Annotated in this window: 16 protein-coding genes, 2 tRNA genes and 1 pseudogene; 9 read left to right on the top strand and 10 right to left on the bottom strand. The window is 66.6% G+C overall.

What is annotated here, in order from left to right; genetic code table 11:
* Positions 1–219: 219 nt before the first annotated feature.
* Positions 220–296: transfer RNA gene (locus tag RMN84_RS02500), tRNA-Pro, on the top strand.
* A 67-nt stretch (positions 297–363) separates the two neighbouring features.
* Here RMN84_RS02500 and RMN84_RS02495 read toward each other — a convergent pair.
* From RMN84_RS02495 to RMN84_RS02470, 6 genes are all read right to left on the bottom strand, one after another.
* Positions 364–594: a hypothetical protein gene (locus RMN84_RS02495; protein WP_309610630.1), complete on the bottom strand. Its 231-nt coding sequence runs from the start codon at positions 592–594 to the stop codon at positions 364–366.
* Positions 595–656: 62 nt separating this feature from the next.
* Complete coding sequence (locus RMN84_RS02490) at positions 657–1358, bottom strand: type 1 glutamine amidotransferase domain-containing protein (protein WP_309610629.1); 702 nt, start codon at positions 1356–1358, stop codon at positions 657–659.
* Between the two features lie 65 nt (positions 1359–1423).
* On the bottom strand, positions 1424–2209 hold the full coding sequence (locus RMN84_RS02485; protein ID WP_405051422.1) for a class II aldolase/adducin family protein: 786 nt from the start codon (positions 2207–2209) through the stop codon (positions 1424–1426).
* 26 nt (positions 2210–2235) lie between these two features.
* A complete protein-coding gene (gene maiA / locus RMN84_RS02480) occupies positions 2236–2877 on the bottom strand; it encodes a maleylacetoacetate isomerase (RefSeq protein WP_309610627.1) in 642 nt (213 codons plus the stop codon).
* Between the two features lie 10 nt (positions 2878–2887).
* A complete protein-coding gene (locus RMN84_RS02475; RefSeq protein WP_309610626.1) occupies positions 2888–3289 on the bottom strand; it encodes a thioesterase family protein in 402 nt (133 codons plus the stop codon).
* Positions 3286–5337 (bottom strand): S9 family peptidase, encoded by a 2052-nt coding sequence (locus RMN84_RS02470; protein WP_309610625.1) that lies wholly within the window; start codon positions 5335–5337, stop codon positions 3286–3288. The genes RMN84_RS02475 and RMN84_RS02470 overlap by 4 nt, the downstream gene beginning before the upstream one ends.
* A 105-nt stretch (positions 5338–5442) precedes the next feature.
* Here RMN84_RS02470 and RMN84_RS02465 point away from each other — a divergent pair, with 105 nt between their 5' ends.
* The 6 genes from RMN84_RS02465 (at position 5443) to pepN (ending at position 12639) form a co-directional block, all read left to right on the top strand.
* Positions 5443–7236, top strand: a complete 1794-nt coding sequence (locus RMN84_RS02465) for an aminopeptidase P family protein (protein ID WP_309610624.1) — start codon at positions 5443–5445, stop codon at positions 7234–7236.
* Positions 7237–7447: 211 nt separating this feature from the next.
* Positions 7448–7522 (top strand) — tRNA-Thr (locus tag RMN84_RS02460).
* A gap of 179 nt (positions 7523–7701) precedes the next feature.
* Positions 7702–7860 (top strand): Flp family type IVb pilin, encoded by a 159-nt coding sequence (locus RMN84_RS02455; RefSeq protein ID WP_309610623.1) that lies wholly within the window; start codon positions 7702–7704, stop codon positions 7858–7860.
* A 206-nt stretch (positions 7861–8066) separates the two neighbouring features.
* Positions 8067–9068 (top strand): beta-eliminating lyase-related protein, encoded by a 1002-nt coding sequence (locus tag RMN84_RS02450; protein WP_309610622.1) that lies wholly within the window; start codon positions 8067–8069, stop codon positions 9066–9068.
* On the top strand, positions 9065–9997 hold the full coding sequence (locus RMN84_RS02445; protein WP_309610621.1) for an EamA family transporter: 933 nt from the start codon (positions 9065–9067) through the stop codon (positions 9995–9997). Before RMN84_RS02450 ends, RMN84_RS02445 begins: the two co-directional genes overlap by 4 nt.
* Before the next feature lie 53 nt (positions 9998–10050).
* Positions 10051–12639: an aminopeptidase N gene (pepN, locus tag RMN84_RS02440; RefSeq protein ID WP_309610620.1), complete on the top strand. Its 2589-nt coding sequence runs from the start codon at positions 10051–10053 to the stop codon at positions 12637–12639.
* Positions 12640–12642: 3 nt separating this feature from the next.
* Here pepN and RMN84_RS02435 read toward each other — a convergent pair whose 3' ends face one another.
* Positions 12643–13326 (bottom strand): murein L,D-transpeptidase catalytic domain-containing protein, encoded by a 684-nt coding sequence (locus RMN84_RS02435; protein ID WP_309610619.1) that lies wholly within the window; start codon positions 13324–13326, stop codon positions 12643–12645.
* 307 nt (positions 13327–13633) lie between these two features.
* Between RMN84_RS02435 and rpsU the strand changes: the two genes are divergently transcribed.
* Positions 13634–13840, top strand: coding sequence for a 30S ribosomal protein S21 (gene rpsU, locus RMN84_RS02430; protein WP_309610618.1), 207 nt, complete (start codon positions 13634–13636; stop codon positions 13838–13840).
* 25 nt (positions 13841–13865) lie between these two features.
* A complete protein-coding gene (locus RMN84_RS02425; protein ID WP_309610617.1) occupies positions 13866–14399 on the top strand; it encodes an FKBP-type peptidyl-prolyl cis-trans isomerase in 534 nt (177 codons plus the stop codon).
* On the opposite strand, the gene RMN84_RS02420 is transcribed toward RMN84_RS02425, so the two are convergent.
* The 3 genes and pseudogenes from RMN84_RS02420 to RMN84_RS02410 all read right to left on the bottom strand — a co-directional run.
* On the bottom strand, positions 14400–15485 hold the full coding sequence (locus RMN84_RS02420; protein WP_309610616.1) for an AI-2E family transporter: 1086 nt from the start codon (positions 15483–15485) through the stop codon (positions 14400–14402).
* Between the two features lie 5 nt (positions 15486–15490).
* The gene (gene lepB, locus RMN84_RS02415) at positions 15491–16375 is read right to left on the bottom strand and encodes a signal peptidase I (protein WP_309610615.1); all 885 of its coding nucleotides are present in this window, start codon (positions 16373–16375) and stop codon (positions 15491–15493) included.
* A pseudogene (locus RMN84_RS02410) lies at positions 16375–16594 on the bottom strand (holo-ACP synthase); the annotation flags it as partial. The gene lepB and the pseudogene RMN84_RS02410, both read right to left, overlap by 1 nt.

Genomic DNA, 16594 nt, shown 5'->3' with positions numbered 1-16594 from the left:
CCGCTTGCTCGCCGAGCGCGGGGTGCGGCCGACCAGCTTCGCCGATTGGCGGACGATCGAGGCGGCCGAGATCGCTGCCGCCCGCGCCGGTGCGCCCCGCGAGAAGATGGTCCGGCACGGCCATTGGCTCGCGACGCTCGGCCATTGATGGTTGCGCTTCCCCCCACCCCCCGCGAGGGACGCCCTCGCCCTGCACCGGACGAACAGTCCGGTCCCGGTCGGGGAGTAGCTCAGCCTGGTAGAGCACTGTCTTCGGGAGGCAGGGGCCGGAGGTTCGAATCCTCTCTCCCCGACCATCACACAATAACGTTCGTCCGAGGGACGGACGTTATTGTGTGGTCCCGAAGAGAAGCAGCATTTCACTCACTCAAACTCGGTCAATCTCAGCAGTGCGCCGGTCACGCGTTCACTGGTCTCGCGCTGGTGCGGTGTTCCTGCGGGTCGCCACGAGCGGGCGTCGACGCTCGTGCCACTGATGATTCTCACTCGGACCTCGGCGATCGCCATGGCCCCGCCGACCGCGGAGAAGCACTGTGGACGGTCGGTCGGCGGGGCGAAAGGGGTGACCAGGAGCAAGGCGGCGAGAAACGGCATCGCCGGTTCCTGCCGCGCTCATCCCCACCAGGAGCTTGCACTTGCCGCCGGAACGGATGCGATCAGGCGGCGGCCTCCTCCGGCTGCTTCGCTAGCGCGGCGAGCAGCGCTGCGGCGGCGGGTCCGCTCGACGGCGGGTTCTGGCCGGTGATGAGCAGCCCATCGGTCACGACATAGGGCGCGAAGTCGGGGCCCTTCGAATAGACACCGCCCTTGGCCTTCAGCATTTCCTCGAGCAGGAATGGCACAACGTCGGTCAGCTTGACCGCTTCCTCCTCGCCATTGGTGAAGCCGGTGACCTTGCGCCCCCGTACCAGCGGCGCGCCTTCGGGCGTGGTGACGTTCTTGAGCGCGGCCGGCGCATGGCAGACCAGCGCGACCGGCTTGCCGGCGGCCAGCGTATCCTCGATCAGCTCCTTGGAATCAGCGTCCTCGGCGAGGTCCCAGAGCGGGCCATGGCCGCCGGGGTAGAAGACGCCGTCGAACATGGTGGAATCGATGTCGGACAGCATCTCAGTCGCCGCCAGTTGCGCCTGCGCTGCACCGTCGCCCTTGAAGCGTTTCGTCGCTTCGGTCTGGGCATCGGGAGCGTCGCTCTTGGGGTCGAGCGGCGGCTGCCCGCCCTTGGGCGAGGCGAGGGTGATCTCGTGCCCGGCGTCTTTCAGCACATAATAAGGCGCGGCAAACTCCTCGAGCCAGAAGCCGGTTTTCTTGCTGGTATTGCCCAACTCGGCGTGGCTCGTCAGGACCATCAGGATGTTCATCTCAGTCTCCGGGTTCGTCGCGCGGTTGTCCAGACAAAGACGGTCGACGGGGCGCGCCGGTTCCGTCAGGTCGCGAAAGACGGGTCGAGACGGTAGGCCTTGCGCTTGAGCGCCGGCCAAGCGAGCAGATTGGCACCCATCGGGACCGTCGCGCGGCCCTGTTCGGCGGCGACCTCGGGCGTGCCCTGGGGCGGGTTGTTGATGGCAGGGCCGGCCGACAGCGCATAGATTTGCGCCTCGCAGGCACGCTCGAGGAAATACATGCGCAGGAACGCCTCGCCGACGGTCTTGCCGACGGTCAGCGTGCCGTGGTTGCGCAGCAGCATCGAGGTCTTGTCGCCGAGATCCTCGACCAGCCGAACGCGCTCCTCGAGGTTGGTGGCGATGCCTTCATAATCGTGGAAGGCGAGGTCGGCGCGAGCGATCATCGCAGTCTGCGTCAGCGGCAGCAGCCCGTCGCTGTGTGCCGCGACCGCCTGACCGTATGGCGTGTGGAGGTGCATAACCGCCTGGGCATCGTCACGTCCCATGTGGATCGCCGAGTGGATGGTGAAGCCGGCCGGGTTGGTGATGAACGGGGTCGGATCGACCGGCTGACCATCCATGTCGATCTTGACCAGCGACGAGGCGGTCACTTCCTCGAACATCAGGCTGTACGGGTTCATCAGGAAATAATGCTCGGGCCCGGGGATGCGGACCGAGAGATGGGTGAAGATGAGGTCGTCCCAGCCAAAATGCGCGACCATGCGATAGGCGGCGGCGAGATCGACGCGCAGCGCCCATTCCTCGGCGCTGCACTTGCCTTCCTTGCTGGCGATGTCGATCCGGTCGAGCGGTTTGGCGCCGTCCATATTGCGGACAAGGGTAGAGACGCGGGTCATGCGGGTTGCTCCTGGTTGTCCGGATGGGCGGCGGCAAAGGCGGAATGATTTTGCGCCGCGGCGTCGACCCTGACAAGGGTTGGATAGGCGTCGAGCGCGACATCGAACCGGCGCGCGTTGTACATTTGCGGAATGAGGCAGATGTCGGCGAGGCTGACCCCGTCGCCGTTGAGCCATTGGCCGGCGGATCGTGCGGCCATGGCTTCGAGCGCTGCCAGTCCCTCGACGACCCAGTGGCGATACCAGTCGTCGCGGACTGCTTCGGGCTGGCCAAGCGGGCCGCCGAGATATTTGAGCACGCGCAGATTGTTGAGCGGGTGGATATCGCAGGCGACGACCAGCGCCATGGCCAGGATGTGACTGCGCTCGGCGGGGTCGTGCGCGACGAACGGCGGCTCCTTGTGGGTCGCATCGAGGTAATCGAGGATGGCGAGGCTCTGTGTCAGGCGGTGGCCGTCAATCTCCAGCATCGGTACGAACCCCTGGGGATTGAGCGCGCGATAGTCGGGCGACTTCTGCTCGCCGGCGGGCAGGCTGACGGCGTGCGACGTATAAGCCACGCCCTTCAGGTTGAGGCCGATGCGGACGCGGTAGCTGGCCGAGGAGCGCCAGAAGTCGTGGAGGATCGGTGTGGTCATATTGGGCAACCTACTCCAAGGCGAGAAATGGCGCCACCACCTCGGCGGGAACACGGATCGGGCGGCCGCTGGCCTTGTCGATGATCGCCCATTGAGTCTTGGCACGGACGCGAACCTTGCCGTCCGCGCCGACGAATTCCATATGGCGGTCGAAGCGCGCGCCCTTCGGTGCGTTGCCAACCCAGGTCCGGGCGGTCAGCACGTCGCCGGCGAAGGCCGCGCGAAGATAGTCGATCTCGTGGCGGACGATGACCCAGATATAGGCCGACTGGTGGACCGGGTCGGCGACGCTGTACCAATGGTCCAGCGCCACCTCCTGGATCCATTGCACCCACACCGCATTGTTGACGTGGCCGAGCTCGTCGATGTCGGCCTCGGTCGCGGTGATCTGGCGGGTGAAGACGGGGTTCATTCGGCGATCTGGCTCAGGACGAAGGCATAGGCCTCGGCGTCTTCGCGGAGGGAGTCCCAGCGGCCTGACTTGCCACCGTGGCCGGCGCCCATGTTGATCTTGAGCAGCTGGAGGTTGGAATCGGTGCGGGTGGCGCGCAGTTTCGCCGCCCATTTGGCCGGTTCCCAATAGGTCACGCGGGGGTCGTTGAGGCCGCCCGTGATGAGCATTGGCGGATAGGGTTTCGCCTCGATATTGTCATAGGGGCTGTAGCTGCGGATGAGGTCGAACGCCGCCTTGTCGGTGATCGGATTGCCCCATTCGGGCCACTCGCCGGGGGTCAGCGGCAGCGTGTCGTCGAGCATGGTGTTGAGCACGTCGACGAACGGCACGTCGGCGACGATCGCGCCCCACAGGTCGGGTGCCTGGTTGGCGACCGCGCCCATCAGTTCGCCGCCGGCCGAGCCGCCCTGCGCGGCAATGCGGCCGGGTCTGGCGTAGTCGAGATCGGCCAGGCCCCTCGCAACATCGACGAAATCGTTGAAGGCGTTGGTGCGCTTGGTCAGCTTGCCATCGAGATACCAGCCGTGGCCGAGATCGTCGCCGCCGCGGATATGGGCGATGGCGTAGGCGAAGCCGCGATCGACCAGGCTCAAGCGGGTCGGCGAGAAGCCGGGCGGGATGGCGAGGCCGTAGGCGCCATAGCCGTAGAGGAACAGGCGGCCGGTGCCGTCGAGCTTGCTGTCGGCGCGGCGGACGATCGAGACCGGTACCATCGCCCCGTCGCGGGCGCGGATCTGAACCCGATCGGTGACATAGTCGGCGAGGTCGTAGCCCGACGGAATTTCGAGCACGCGCAGAGATTCGAGGCGGTCGTCGGCCGGGTGATAGTCGTACACCGTCGGCGGGGTGACCATCGAGCTGTAGCCGATGCGATAGGCAGCGGGGGCGAAGTCGGCATTGCCGCCGAATGCGGCGGTGTAGCTGGCCTCGGCGAAGGGGATGCGGCTTTCGTCGCCGGAATAGGAGCGCAGGACGAGTTGATCGAGGCCATCGACGCGCGTGGTGAGGGCGAGGTGATCGCGGTAGCTGGTGACGCCGCGCAAATAGCGGCGGTCCGAGCCGGGGATTTCCTCGCGCCACTCGCCCGGCGCATCGAGCGCGGCGGAGACCAGGCGGAAATTGATATGGGCGTCGTTGGTGACGATCCACAGCCGGCCATGGGCCGAATCGCAGTTATACTCGATGTTGGGGCGGCGCGCGGCGATCAGGACCGGGGTCGCGGTGGGATCGGACGCGGGGACGAAGCGGACTTCGCTCGACGTATTGTCGCCGGTCGAAATGAAGATCAGCGCATCGTCGTGCGACTGGCCGAGACCGACGGAGAAGCCCTTGTCCTTCGTCTCCTCGTAGAGCGTGACGGCGGCGGCGGGGTCGTCGCCGAGGCGATGGTAGCGGGCCTTGTCGCTGCGCCACTGGTCGTTGACCTCGGTGAAGGCGATGCACTTGCTGTCCGCGGCCCAGACGGGGTTACCAATCGCATGATCGGTGATCGTCTCGAGAATCGCGCCGGTGGCGATGTCGCGGATGTGGAGCTTGAACCGCTCCGACCCATCGTCGTCGACCTGGGTCGCGAGAAGCGTGTAGTCGGGTGACGAGACGATCGCGCCGAGACGGAAATAATCATGGCCGGTGGCGGCGGCGACCTCATCGAAGATGAGCTGTTCGACGCCGGTTTCGCGGTGCCGGCGATGCCAGCGGCGATACTGGTCGCCGGGAGAGAAGGCCCACCAATAGTCCCACGGGCCGTCGGGGGCGGGGACGCTGGAGAGGTCCTGCTTGATGCGGCCCTTCATCTCTTCAAACAAGGTCTCGACCAGCGCGGCTTGGGGCGCCATCACCGCTTCGAAATAGGCGTTCTCGGCCTTGAGGTAGGACAGCACATCCTCGTCGCTGACCTCGGGATAGCCGGGATCGCGAATCCACGCCCAGTCGTCTGTGATGGTCACGCCATGATGGGTGACGCTGTGCGGGCGGCGGTCGGCGACGGGGGGCGGGGGCAGGGTCATCAATTGCTCCGTTCGGGCTGAGCTCGTCTAAGCCCTGCACTTTTCGTTTGGGGTCTAGTAAGGAAGTACAGCCCTTCGACAAGCTCAGGGCGAACGGAGTTTTGCATGTCATCCTATGCCGACCGCCTTGCCGCCCTTCGCGCCCAGCTTGCCGAGGACCGCCTCGACGGGTTCGTCGTCCCGCTGACTGATGAGCATATGAGCGAATATGTCGGGAGTTATGCGCAGCGGCTCGAATGGCTGACGGGGTTCAAGGGGTCGGCCGGGTCGGCGGTGGTGTTGCCGCAGGAGGCGGCGATCTTTACCGACGGGCGCTACACGCTGCAGGTCCGCAGCCAGGTATCGGGCGACGACTGGAGCTATCAGGCGGTGCCCGAAACGAGCATCGCGTCGTGGCTGAAGGAGCATGCGCCTGAGGGCGGGCGGATCGGTTACGACCCGTGGCTCCATTCGCGCGACTGGGTGCGGCAGGCGGACGAGGCGCTCAAGGCTCGCGGGGCCGAGCTGGTCGCTGTCGCGCGCAATCCGATTGACATCGTCTGGCAAGACCGACCCGAGGCGTCGACGGCGCGGCTGGTGGTGCAGCCGAACGAATATGCTGGGCAGTCTTCGGCCGACAAGCGGACGCAGATCGCCGACTGGCTGGGCAAGATCGGGGCCGATACGGCGGTGCTGGCGGCGCTCGATTCGATCGCCTGGACGTTCAACGTGCGCGGCGCGGACGTCAGCCACACGCCGGTCGCGCTGGCCTATGCGCTGGTCAATGCCGACGGGACGGCGGATTTGTTCGTGGCGGGCGAGAAGATCGGGGCCGACGTGGCGCAGCACCTCGGCAATGGCGTGCGGCTGCACGAGCGGGCGGCGTTCGAGGCGGCGCTGGAGCACCTCGGCGGCAAGATCGTGGCGGTCGATCCGGAGCGATCGGTGGCGGCGATTTTCAAGGCGCTCGATAAAGGCAAGGCAACGATCGTTTCGCACCGCGACCCGACGGTGCTGCCGCGCGCGATCAAGAACCCTGTCGAGGTCGCCGGGCATCGGGCGGCGCAGGCGCGCGACGGGGCGGCGATCGCGCGCTTCCTCAAATGGGTCGAGGAAGAGGCGCACAAGGGCGGGCTCGATGAGTTGAAGGCGTCGGACCGGCTCGAGGCGTTCCGCGCCGAGAGCGGGTTGCTGAAGGACCTGTCGTTCGATTCGATCTCGGGCTCGGGGCCGAATGGGGCGATCGTTCACTACAAGGCGTCGCCCGAGACCAATCGGCCGCTCGAGAACAACTCGCTCTACTTGATCGATTCGGGTGGGCAGTACGCCGACGGGACGACCGACATCACGCGCACGCTGGCGATCGGGACGCCGAGCGAGGAGATGTGCGACCGCTTCACGCGGGTGCTCAAGGGCCATATCGCGCTGGCGACGGCGCTGTTCCCCAAGGGCGTGCGCGGGTCGCAGCTCGACAGTTTTGCGCGGCGACCGCTGTGGGAAGCAGGGTTGGATTATGCCCATGGCACCGGCCACGGCGTCGGCAGTTTCTTGTCGGTCCACGAGGGGCCGCAGCGGATTGCGCCGGTCGGATCGGGGCAGTCGGGCGGTGACGAGCCGCTGCAGGCAGGCATGATCCTGTCCAACGAGCCGGGTTATTACAAGGCAGGCGAATATGGCATCCGCATCGAGAATCTGGTGCTGGTCGTGGAGAGGGAGGTGGCCGGGGCGGAGAAGGCGTTGCTCGGGTTCGAAACGCTGACGTTCGCGCCGATCGCGCGGCGGCTGATCGTCAAGGAGATGCTGTCGCCGGCGGAGGTCGCGTGGCTCAATGCTTATCACGCCGACGTAGTGGCAAAGATCGCGCCGCAGCTGGTGGGGGCCGAGCGTGACTGGCTGATCGCCGCCTGCGCGCCGCTTTAGTCTTCAGCTTTGGGCGCCCGTTCAGTTTCGCGTGACTGCGCTTTTCGTTTGCGCAGGTTTTCGCGCAGCGCGGCGGCGAGTCGTTCGGCCTTGTCCTGTTCGGTCATGATCGACGGCTAACCCTCAGGTCACGCTGCGGCAAGCTTGACGGCTCTGTCCCCGACCGCCATAGGCCGCGCGTCCGTCGCCGCGATCCGCACGCGCCTGGCACGCTGCCGTAGCTCAGTGGTAGAGCGCATCCTTGGTAAGGCTGAGGTCAAGGGTTCGATCCCCTTCGGCAGCACCATCTTCCTTCCTCAATCCGCACTGCCTTAAGCGGTACATGTCCCGCTTTAGGACGGGCGTAAGCCACACCTTCATCATATTATCGATTGACGTTACGGAAAGCACGACCGGCCTCGGCGCTTTTAGATTTCGTTAACGTCTTCGGCGCATTCAGTTCCTGGGCTGACCAAGGGAATCGAAATGCGCAACTTTATGAAGCTCGTTCGCAATAGCGACGGCGCCACCGCGATCGAATATGGCCTTATTGCCGCGCTCATCGCCGTTGCGGCGATTGGTGCCATGCAGGGGATCGGATCGAAGCTCGGTTCGACCTTTAACAATACCAGCAGCTACCTGTAAGCGCGGACAAGATGCCGGCTGGACCGGCATTGCTTGCCCACGCTGAGTAGCTGGTCAAAGACCCCGGTGTCGGTGAGGCGCCGGGGTTTTTGCATTTCCTCGAAGTACGCACCACCTCTCCGCCACGCCTTAGCCCCGGCGCGGGTAGGAAGCGACGGACAGTTGGCCGTTGACCGGGCACGGCGGTGCGGCCATTCCGCCGGGCGATGCGCTTCTTTTCAGACAATGCCGCCGCCTGTCATCCGGCCGTGCTCGAGGCACTGGCCGAGGCCAACGCGATGGACACCGCCTATGACGGCGATACGTGGAGCGCGCGGCTCGACGGGGTGTTTTCGGAGCTGTTCGAGACAAAAGTGCGCGCGCTGTGGGTAACGACCGGGACGGCGGCGAACTGTTTGGCGCTGGCGGCGCTGTGTCCACCGTACGGCGCGATCCTGTGCCATCGCGATGCGCATATTGAGGTTGACGAGGCGGGGGCGCCGGGCTTTTTTACCCATGGTGCCAAGCTGATGCTGTTGGACGGCGCGGGCGCGAAGGTCACGCCGGCGGCGGTCGAGGCGGCATGCGACCGGATCCGCGCCGATGTCCACCAGGTCCAGCCGCATGCGCTGTCGATCACCAATGCCTCTGAATATGGCCAAGTCTACCGCGCGGCCGAGGTCGGTGCGCTGGGCGAGGTGGCGAAGCGCCGCGGGCTGGGGTTTCACATGGACGGCGCGCGCTTCGCTAATGCCATCGCCTTCACCGGCGAGCGCCCAGCCGAGGTAACGTGGCGCGCGGGGGTCGATGCGCTGAGCTTCGGCTTCGTCAAGAATGGTGGGATGTCGGCGGAAGCGCTGATTTTCTTCAAGCCCGAATTGGCCGAGGAGACGCTGGTACGGCGCAAGCGGGCGGGGCATCTGCTGTCCAAGGGCCGCTTCCTTGCCGCGCAACTGCTGGCGCTAATCGATCAGGATCGCTGGCTGGTGAACGGGCGCACGGCCAACGCGGCGGCGCGCGTGCTGGCCGAGGCGGCGGGAGCGCGGCTGGCGTTGCCGGTCGAGACCAATGAGCTGTTCGTGCAGATGACGGCGGACGAAGCCGCGCGGCTGCGGGCCGCGGGCTATGATTTCTATGATTGGGCGCCGGGCGAAGTGCGGCTGGTGACCAGTTGGGACCAGGACATGGGCGCGGTCGGCAAGCTGGCGGAGGCGATCGCGGCACTGTGAGCGACGGGATGGGCGAGATCAGCGAGCGCGAGGATCGGATGCGGACCGTGATCGTCCCGTTCATCCTGTTCACGCTGATCTGGAGCTCGACCTGGTTCGTAATCCGCTTCCAGCTGGGGGTGGTGCCGGCCCAATGGTCGGTGACCTATCGCTTCCTGATCGCGGGTGTGGCGATGGCGGTGGTGGCAAGGCTGCAGGGGCACTCGCTGCGCGCCGACGCCGAGCTGTTGCGGGCAGCATTGTTCATCGGGCTGATGCAGTTCTGCGTTAATTTCAACGCCGTCTATCTGGCCGAGCGGCACATCACCTCGGGGCTGGTGGCGACGGTGTTCGCGCTATTATTGATACCCAACAGCCTGCTCGCCTGGGCGTGGCTGGGGCACCGCGTCAGCGCGCGATTCCTGGCCGGGGGCGCGGTGGCGGTCGCCGGGATCGCGCTGCTGTTCGTCCATGAGGCGCAGGATCATCCGGCGTTCGGGTCGGAGATCGGACTGGGCATATTGCTGACCGTGGCCGGCCTGGTCGGAGCGTCGTTGTCGAACGTCTATCAGGCGCTGGGGCGGGTACGGCGAGTGCCGATCCCGGTGCTTCTGGCCTGGTCGATGGCGATCGGGGCGGCGATCGATGCGGTCGTGGCATGGACGATGACCGGGCCGCCGCAGTTCGATCCGCGGCCGGAATATTGGCTCGGGCTGATCTATCTCGCGCTGGTCGCGTCGGTGTTGGCGTTCAGCCTTTATTTCCCGGTGGTCCGGCGGATCGGGCCGGGAAAGGCGGCGTGGTCGGGCGTGCTGACACCGATCATCGCCATGGCGCTGTCGACGGCGTTCGAGGGTTATCGCTGGTCGCTGCTGGCGGCGGCGGGGGCGTTGCTGGCGATGGGCGGGATGGTCATCGCGCTGAGCGGGCGGACAAAGGCGCCCCGTTGATCATTCGACCGGCGGTGGTTGCCGCTCGGCGACCCCGACCCTAAGTCCGGGCGATGGATATTCGCACCGACCTCGCCACCCCCCCCGCCCATGCCGCCATCCTGCGCAGCGATTATCGCCCGCCCGACTGGCTGGCGCCCGAGGTGACGCTGGAGTTTGCGCTCGATCCGGAGCGGAGCGTGATCAAGTCGCGGCTGACGGTGGTGCGCAACGCCGCGCATGACCGGGCGCTGCGGCTCGAAGGCGACGAGCTCGAGCTGGTATCGCTGACGGTCGACGGTGTGGCGGTCGAGCCAAGGTTCGAGGGGACAGCACTGGTCATCGCGCTGGCCGGCGAGCGGGCGGTGATCGAGAGCGAGGTCATCCTCACCCCGGCGACGAACAGCAAGCTGACGGGGCTCTATGCATCGGGCGGCATCCTCTGCACGCAATGCGAGAGCGAGGGGTTTCGGCGGATCGCGTTTCATCCTGACCGGCCCGACGTGCTGTCGCTTTATCGGGTGCGGATGAGCGCCGACAAGGCGCGCTTCCCGGTGTTGCTGGCCAACGGCAATCTGATCGCCAGCGGGGACGGCGCGGACGGCACCCACTGGGCGGAGTGGGACGATCCCTTCCCCAAGCCGAGCTATTTGTTCGCGCTGGTGGCTGGCGATCTCGCGCCTAACCGCGACAGCTTCACGACAATGAGCGGGCGCAAGGTCGACCTCGCCATCTGGGTGCGCGAGGCGGACCTGGCCAAGACCGATCACGCCATGGCCAGCCTCAAGGCAGCAATGGCGTGGGATGAGCGCGTCTATGGCCGCGAATATGACCTCGACCTGTTCAACATCGTCGCGGTCGACGATTTCAACTTTGGCGCGATGGAGAATAAGGGGCTCAACATCTTCAATTCGCGCTACATCATGGCCGATACGCAGACCGCGACCGATGGCGATTTCGCCGCCATCGCCGGGGTCGTCGCGCATGAATATTTCCACAACTGGTCGGGCGACCGGGTGACATGCCGCGACTGGTTTCAGCTGAGCCTGAAGGAAGGCTTCACCGTCTATCGAGACCAGGGTTTTTCGGCCGACATGGGCTCGGCGGCGGTCAAGCGGATCGAGGATGTGCGCGTGCTCAGGTCGGCCCAATTCCCCGAGGATGCGAGCCCGCTGGCGCACCCGGTACGGCCCGAATCCTATATGGAGATCGCCAATTTCTACACCGCGACGGTCTACAACAAGGGCGCCGAGCTGATCGGGATGATGCACACGATCATGGGGCCGGAGGCGTTTCGCGCCGGGTCGGATCTTTATTTCGATCGGCACGACGGGCAGGCGGTGACGTGTGAGGATTTCGTGCGCGCGATGGAGAACGCCAGCGAAGTCGACCTGGCGCAATTCAGGCTGTGGTATTCGCAGGCGGGGACGCCGTTGGTGACCGCACGGCTGGAGCAGGGCGAGGCAGGCGCAGTGCTGCACCTGTCGCAGACGGTGCCGGCCACGCCGGGCCAGACGACCAAGCAGCCGATGGTGATCCCGCTCAAGACCGCGCTGATCGGGCGTGACAGCGGGGTCGAGCTGGCGGCGGAGCGGGTCGTGCTGCTGACCGGGGCCGAGCAGTCGGTCATGTTCGCGGGCGTGACCGAAGCGGCGATGCTGTCGATCAACCGCGATTTCTCGGCGCCGGTGGTGATCGATGTGGCGCGCGGGGCGGGCGAGCTGGAAGCGCTGGCCGAGCATGATCCCAACCCGTTCGCACGTTATGAGGCGCTGCAGGAGCTGATGCTGCGCACGCTTATCGCGGGGGCCAGGGGCGAGGCGACCGACCCGGCGCCGCTGATCGAGGCGATGCGGCGGACGCTGGCGTCGAACGCGCTCGATGCGGCCTACAAGGGCGAGGCGCTGCTGCTGCCGTCGGAGAGTTTGATCGGCGACCGGATGGAGCTGGTCGATCCCGATGCGATCCATGCCGCGCGCGAAGCGTTGCGGGCGGCCATCGGGTCAGCGCTGGCCGATTCGCTCGCGGCGGCGCAGCGCGACGGAGCGCCGGGGAGCGACTTGTCGTCTGCGGCCAAGGGCAAGCGGCGGCTCAGGACAGTGGCGCTCGGGCTGCTGGCGGCGGGCGATCCGGCGCGCGGCGCTTGCCAAGCCAAGGCGCAATATGATGCGGCGGACAATATGACCGACCGGCAGGGCGCGCTGGCGGTGCTGGTCAGCCTCGATGCGCCCGAGCGGGCGGCGGCATTCGACGATTTCTACGCGCGGTTCGCGGACGATTCGCTGGTGATCGACAAATGGTTCGGGCTGCAGGCGGCGGCGCAACGGAGCGATACGCTGACGGCGGTCGAGGCGCTGGCGCGGCATCCTGAGTTCTCGATGACCAATCCCAACCGCTTGCGCTCGCTGGTCGGCAGTTTCTCGATGAATCAGTGGGCGTTCCATGGCGCGTCGGGGGCGGGCTATCGCTTCGTCGCCGACATGATGCTGGCGGCCGACCGCATCAACCCGCAGACGGCGGCGCGGATGGTCGCCCCGCTGGGGCGGTGGCGGCGGTTCGAGCCTAAGCGGGCGGCGCTGATGCGGGCCGAACTGGAGCGGATCGTGGCGACGCCGGAGCTGTCGAAGGATGTCTACGAGCAGGCGAGCAAGTCGCTCGCTTAAGCACTACGCCAGCTTGTCGGCGTAGATCAGGCGGCCATCAGCGAGGCGGCTCATGACGTCCCACTGGCTGGCGCGGCTAAAGGCGAAGCAGCCTTCGGAGCGGCCCAGCTTGCCGTGAAGCTCGGCGACCTGGTCTTCGGCATACCAGGCGTTGTGGATGACGATGGCGCGGCTCGCGGCGTTGTTGTTGCTCCAGTCAAGGCCCTGGACCTTCATCGAGGTGCCATATTTGCCGTCGTAGAGGCCGGCAGTGACATAAGCGCCGCTGGAGCTGGCCTCGGAGCCGAAATTGTTCGAGAAACGCTCGACATAGCCCGAGTGATCGGGGTCAGAGCCGCGGCCGTGGGCGACGCGGTGGCTGACGACCGATCCGTCGAGCAGGTTTACAAGGTGAAAGCGTGGCTCGGCCGAGGCGGCGGCGAAATCGACGATGCCGATGACGTCGCGGTGGGCGATCCAGCGGCGCGAATCGAGCGCGGCCTTGGCTTTCGAGAAGAGGCGCGGGTCGATTCCGGCCGGGGCGCTCGAATCGAGCAGGGTCGAGGGGAGCGGAACGGTCGCCGGAGTCGCCGGAGGCAGGCGGAACACGAGTGCCGGCAGGCCGACGCTACTGGCCGCCGACGAGAGCAGCACGGCGCTCGCCCCGACCGATCCCATCCGCAACATTTCCCGGCGATCCAATGACATTCACATGCTCCGAAGAAGCGGAGGCTATAACAGGCCGAACCTAAAGCGCAGATAAGCTTCCTGTGCGGACTCAGCGGGTTCGTCGCACGATTGGCTCGATTCACCGCGAACGACGGATCTTCCTTGAAAGCTTGAACAATTGACCGGGCACTGCTAGTGGCCCGCGACCGTCGAGGGGCTCGCCCCCGGCGACCAATGTTCATTGGCATGGGCCACTATGTTCCGCAGCTGCGTGCGGGACGAGTCGCTGATGCTGCCTGCAAGCCCCTGAAACGGCTTTGGGTCCAAAGGAGTTGAGACGGCTTTTATGCAAATCATCGTCCGCGACAATAACGTCGACCAGGCGCTGCGCGCGCTGAAGAAGAAGCTGCAGCGCGAAGGCGTCTATCGCGAGATGAAGCTGCGCCGTCATTACGAGAAGCCGTCGGAGCGTCGTGCCCGCGAGCGGGCCGCGGCGATTCGCCGGGCGCGCAAGCTCGAGCGCAAGCGCGTCGAGCGTGAAGGCGCTCGTTAGATCCTCTGATCAGGTCGAGCACTCGATGTCCGAGGTCACCGCCGTACCCCTGCAACCGCTGACGCGCGGCAGCCTGCTCAAGTTGTGGCTGGGTATCGCCCTGCTCGTGGTCGCGGGATTGCTGCTGGCGTGGGCAGGAGCGGGACGGATCGTAGCGACCAGCGTCAAGACGATCGAGGCCGGCAAGGGGCCGCTGATCGGCCCCAACGACGGCGTGATCATCGAATATACCGGGCGGCTGCCGAACGGAAAGATCTTCGATTCGACCGAGGGCAAGGGGCCGGCTCCGATCCTGGTCGGGCAGACCATCCCCGGCTTTGCCCAGGGGTTGCAGCAGATGCAGTCCGGCGGGCGCTACCAGATCCATATCCCGGCCAAGCTTGCCTATGGCCTTATGCCGGCCAACAGCCCGATTCCGTCGAACAGCGCGCTCGATTTCGACGTGCATGTCATGCAGGTCGTGGCCAACGCGGCGCAGATGGTCGCGGCACAACAGGCTGGCGGACAGGGCGGTATGCCGCCGGGTGCCGAGTCGCCGCCCGGCGTCCCGCAACGCTAATCACTCAATCGGTTCACCCGGCTCGGTGGGTGGTTCGCCGGCCCGCATCCGGCTCAATTCCTGCAAGCTGACCTTGAGGGTCGCCAGCACCGGGTCGGCGAGGAGCAGGCCGAGGATGCCGAACAGCGCGCCCATGATGAGCTGCGCGGCGAGTACCAGCGCCGGGGCAAGGTCGACCGTGCGGCGGGCGATGTAGGGCACGACCAGATAGCCATCGACGTTCTGGACGAAGAAATAGACGAAGATCGCCCAGAGCCCGGCGTTCGGCCCGGCGCTGAACCCGACCGCGACCATCAGCACGCCCGACGCGATCGCACCGATATTGGGCAGGAAGGCAAGCAGCCCGGTCAGCAGGCCGAGGAGCGCCGCCATCGGCACACCGCCGATGCTGAGCATGGCGAAGGTGAAGACGCCTTCGAACACCATCCCGACCAGGCGGCCGAACAGCAGCCGGCGAAGGGTCGCGCCGACGCGGTTGGTGATGATATAGAAGCGGTCGCGGTGACGCAGCGGCAGCATCCACGCAACGCCGCGGTCATACAAATGCGGCTCGACCGCGATGAAGATGCCGATGACGATGATCAGCAGCCCGCTGGTGACCGCGCCGAGCGCCGTGCCGACCGCGCTGGTCAGGCGGCCGAGCGACCCCGCGACCTGCGCGCCGAGATCGAAATGCTCGTCCTTGGGGAGCAGGCCCATGCCGCTCGCCCAGCCCATCAGCCGCTCGATCTGGGCGGTGACGACGGCGCGCAGGGCCTCAGCCTGGGCGCCGATGGTCGTGCCGGCGAACCAGAAGGTCCAGGCGAGGAAGGCGACCGCGAACAGGATGACGAGCGACAGGCGGATGCCGCGCCGGACGGGGAGGATGCGGCCGAGCAGGCGCGTTCCTCCGTCGAGCAGGACCGAGAAGACCATCCCGCCGACGATCAGCATCAGCGGCTGGGCCAGGGTGATGACCCCGGCGATGAGCAGTGCCAGCCCGAGCCAGACGGTGGCGCGCCTCAGCTCGGTGCGGGTGACGGGATCGCGGAATTCGGCCGGGCCGGGCCGCTCGACATAGGGCAGGTCGGGCGCCGGCTCGGCCATCCGCGCTAGTGCGCCGTCGCCGGGTGGAGGCTGGACCCGGCGCGCCCGCCGCGTAGCGACTGGAACCAGCTGATCGGGTTCAGCCAGCTCGCATTGCCGTCGAGCGAGAAGGTCAGGAATTCGGCGCGGCCACCAAGGTTCTCCCACGGCACCGGACCGCCGAGGCCGTCCTGGGCAAGCGAGAAGCGGCTGTCGGCGCTGCGATCGCGGTTGTCGCCCATCAGGAAAACGTGATCGGGCGGGATGGTCTCGGGCCCATAATCGTCGCCCGGGCTCTGACCGAGGTCGATCGTGTCATAGGTGCGTCCACCGGGCAGCGTCTCGCGGACGATCGGCAGGCGGCAGAAGCTGCGCCCGTCGCCGAGCACGACGAGATCTCCGGGGAACTGGTCGACGGCGCAGGGGGCGTTGGCGTCGACCGCGACCATCGCCGGGGGGCGGATTTCGGCCTTCAATGGCTGGCCGTTGAGGATGACGCGGCCGCCCTTCACTTCGATCGTGTCGCCGGGCAGGCCGATGACGCGCTTGATGTAATCGTCGCTGCGCCCCGGCGGGGTGACGATGACGACGTCGCCGCGCTGTGGCATGTGACCGAGCAGGCGGCCGCTCCAGTGCGGCAGGATGTGGAAGCTGGGCGATACCCACGACCAGCCATAGGGGTATTTGGTGACCACCAGCCGGTCGCCCTTGAGCAGCACCGGCATCATCGATTCAGACGGGATGTAGAAGGGCTTGGCGATGAAGCTGTGGAAGGCGAGGACGGCGAGGAGAACCAAGGCGAGGCCCTTGATCTCGCGCCAGACGGCGCTGCCCTTCGGTTGGGCGGGCGCGGGGGCGGCCGGTTCGACCGGGTCGATCGCCTCGGCCGGGGTGTCGACGCTGTCGCTCATCAGGACTCCAGTTTACGCGCGAAGAGGATGACGAACGCCTGTGCCCAGGGGTGGTCGTCGGTCATGGTCAAGTGAATGTCGAGGGCGTGGCCCGGCGGGGCGAGCGCGTCAAGCCGGGCGCGGGCGCCGCCGGTCAGCGCCAGCGTCGGCGCGCCCGAGGGGGCGTTGACGACGCCGATGTCCTTCATGAAGACCCCGCGCTTGAAGCCGGTGCCGACC

This window comes from Sphingomonas sp. (assembly GCF_031380695.1).
Classification (GTDB): Bacteria; Pseudomonadota; Alphaproteobacteria; order Sphingomonadales; family Sphingomonadaceae; genus Sphingomicrobium.
This window is presented reverse-complemented; position numbering and strand designations above follow the sequence as displayed.

Bases quoted from the DNA above. Each gene is read 5' to 3' on its own strand.
- RMN84_RS02495 (WP_309610630.1), bottom strand. From the start codon at position 594: ATGCCGTTTCTCGCCGCCTTGCTCCTGGTCACCCCTTTCGCCCCGCCG.
- RMN84_RS02490 (WP_309610629.1), bottom strand. From the start codon at position 1,358: ATGAACATCCTGATGGTCCTGACGAGCCACGCCGAGTTGGGCAATACC.
- RMN84_RS02485 (WP_405051422.1), bottom strand. From the start codon at position 2,209: ATGGACGGCGCCAAACCGCTCGACCGGATCGACATCGCCAGCAAGGAA.
- maiA (WP_309610627.1), bottom strand. From the start codon at position 2,877: ATGACCACACCGATCCTCCACGACTTCTGGCGCTCCTCGGCCAGCTAC.
- RMN84_RS02475 (WP_309610626.1), bottom strand. From the start codon at position 3,289: ATGAACCCCGTCTTCACCCGCCAGATCACCGCGACCGAGGCCGACATC.
- RMN84_RS02470 (WP_309610625.1), bottom strand. From the start codon at position 5,337: ATGACCCTGCCCCCGCCCCCCGTCGCCGACCGCCGCCCGCACAGCGTC.
- RMN84_RS02465 (WP_309610624.1), top strand. From the start codon at position 5,443: ATGTCATCCTATGCCGACCGCCTTGCCGCCCTTCGCGCCCAGCTTGCC.
- RMN84_RS02455 (WP_309610623.1), top strand. From the start codon at position 7,702: ATGCGCAACTTTATGAAGCTCGTTCGCAATAGCGACGGCGCCACCGCG.
- RMN84_RS02450 (WP_309610622.1), top strand. From the start codon at position 8,067: ATGCGCTTCTTTTCAGACAATGCCGCCGCCTGTCATCCGGCCGTGCTC.
- pepN (WP_309610620.1), top strand. From the start codon at position 10,051: ATGGATATTCGCACCGACCTCGCCACCCCCCCCGCCCATGCCGCCATC.
- RMN84_RS02435 (WP_309610619.1), bottom strand. From the start codon at position 13,326: ATGTCATTGGATCGCCGGGAAATGTTGCGGATGGGATCGGTCGGGGCG.
- rpsU (WP_309610618.1), top strand. From the start codon at position 13,634: ATGCAAATCATCGTCCGCGACAATAACGTCGACCAGGCGCTGCGCGCG.
- RMN84_RS02425 (WP_309610617.1), top strand. From the start codon at position 13,866: ATGTCCGAGGTCACCGCCGTACCCCTGCAACCGCTGACGCGCGGCAGC.
- RMN84_RS02420 (WP_309610616.1), bottom strand. From the start codon at position 15,485: ATGGCCGAGCCGGCGCCCGACCTGCCCTATGTCGAGCGGCCCGGCCCG.
- lepB (WP_309610615.1), bottom strand. From the start codon at position 16,375: ATGAGCGACAGCGTCGACACCCCGGCCGAGGCGATCGACCCGGTCGAA.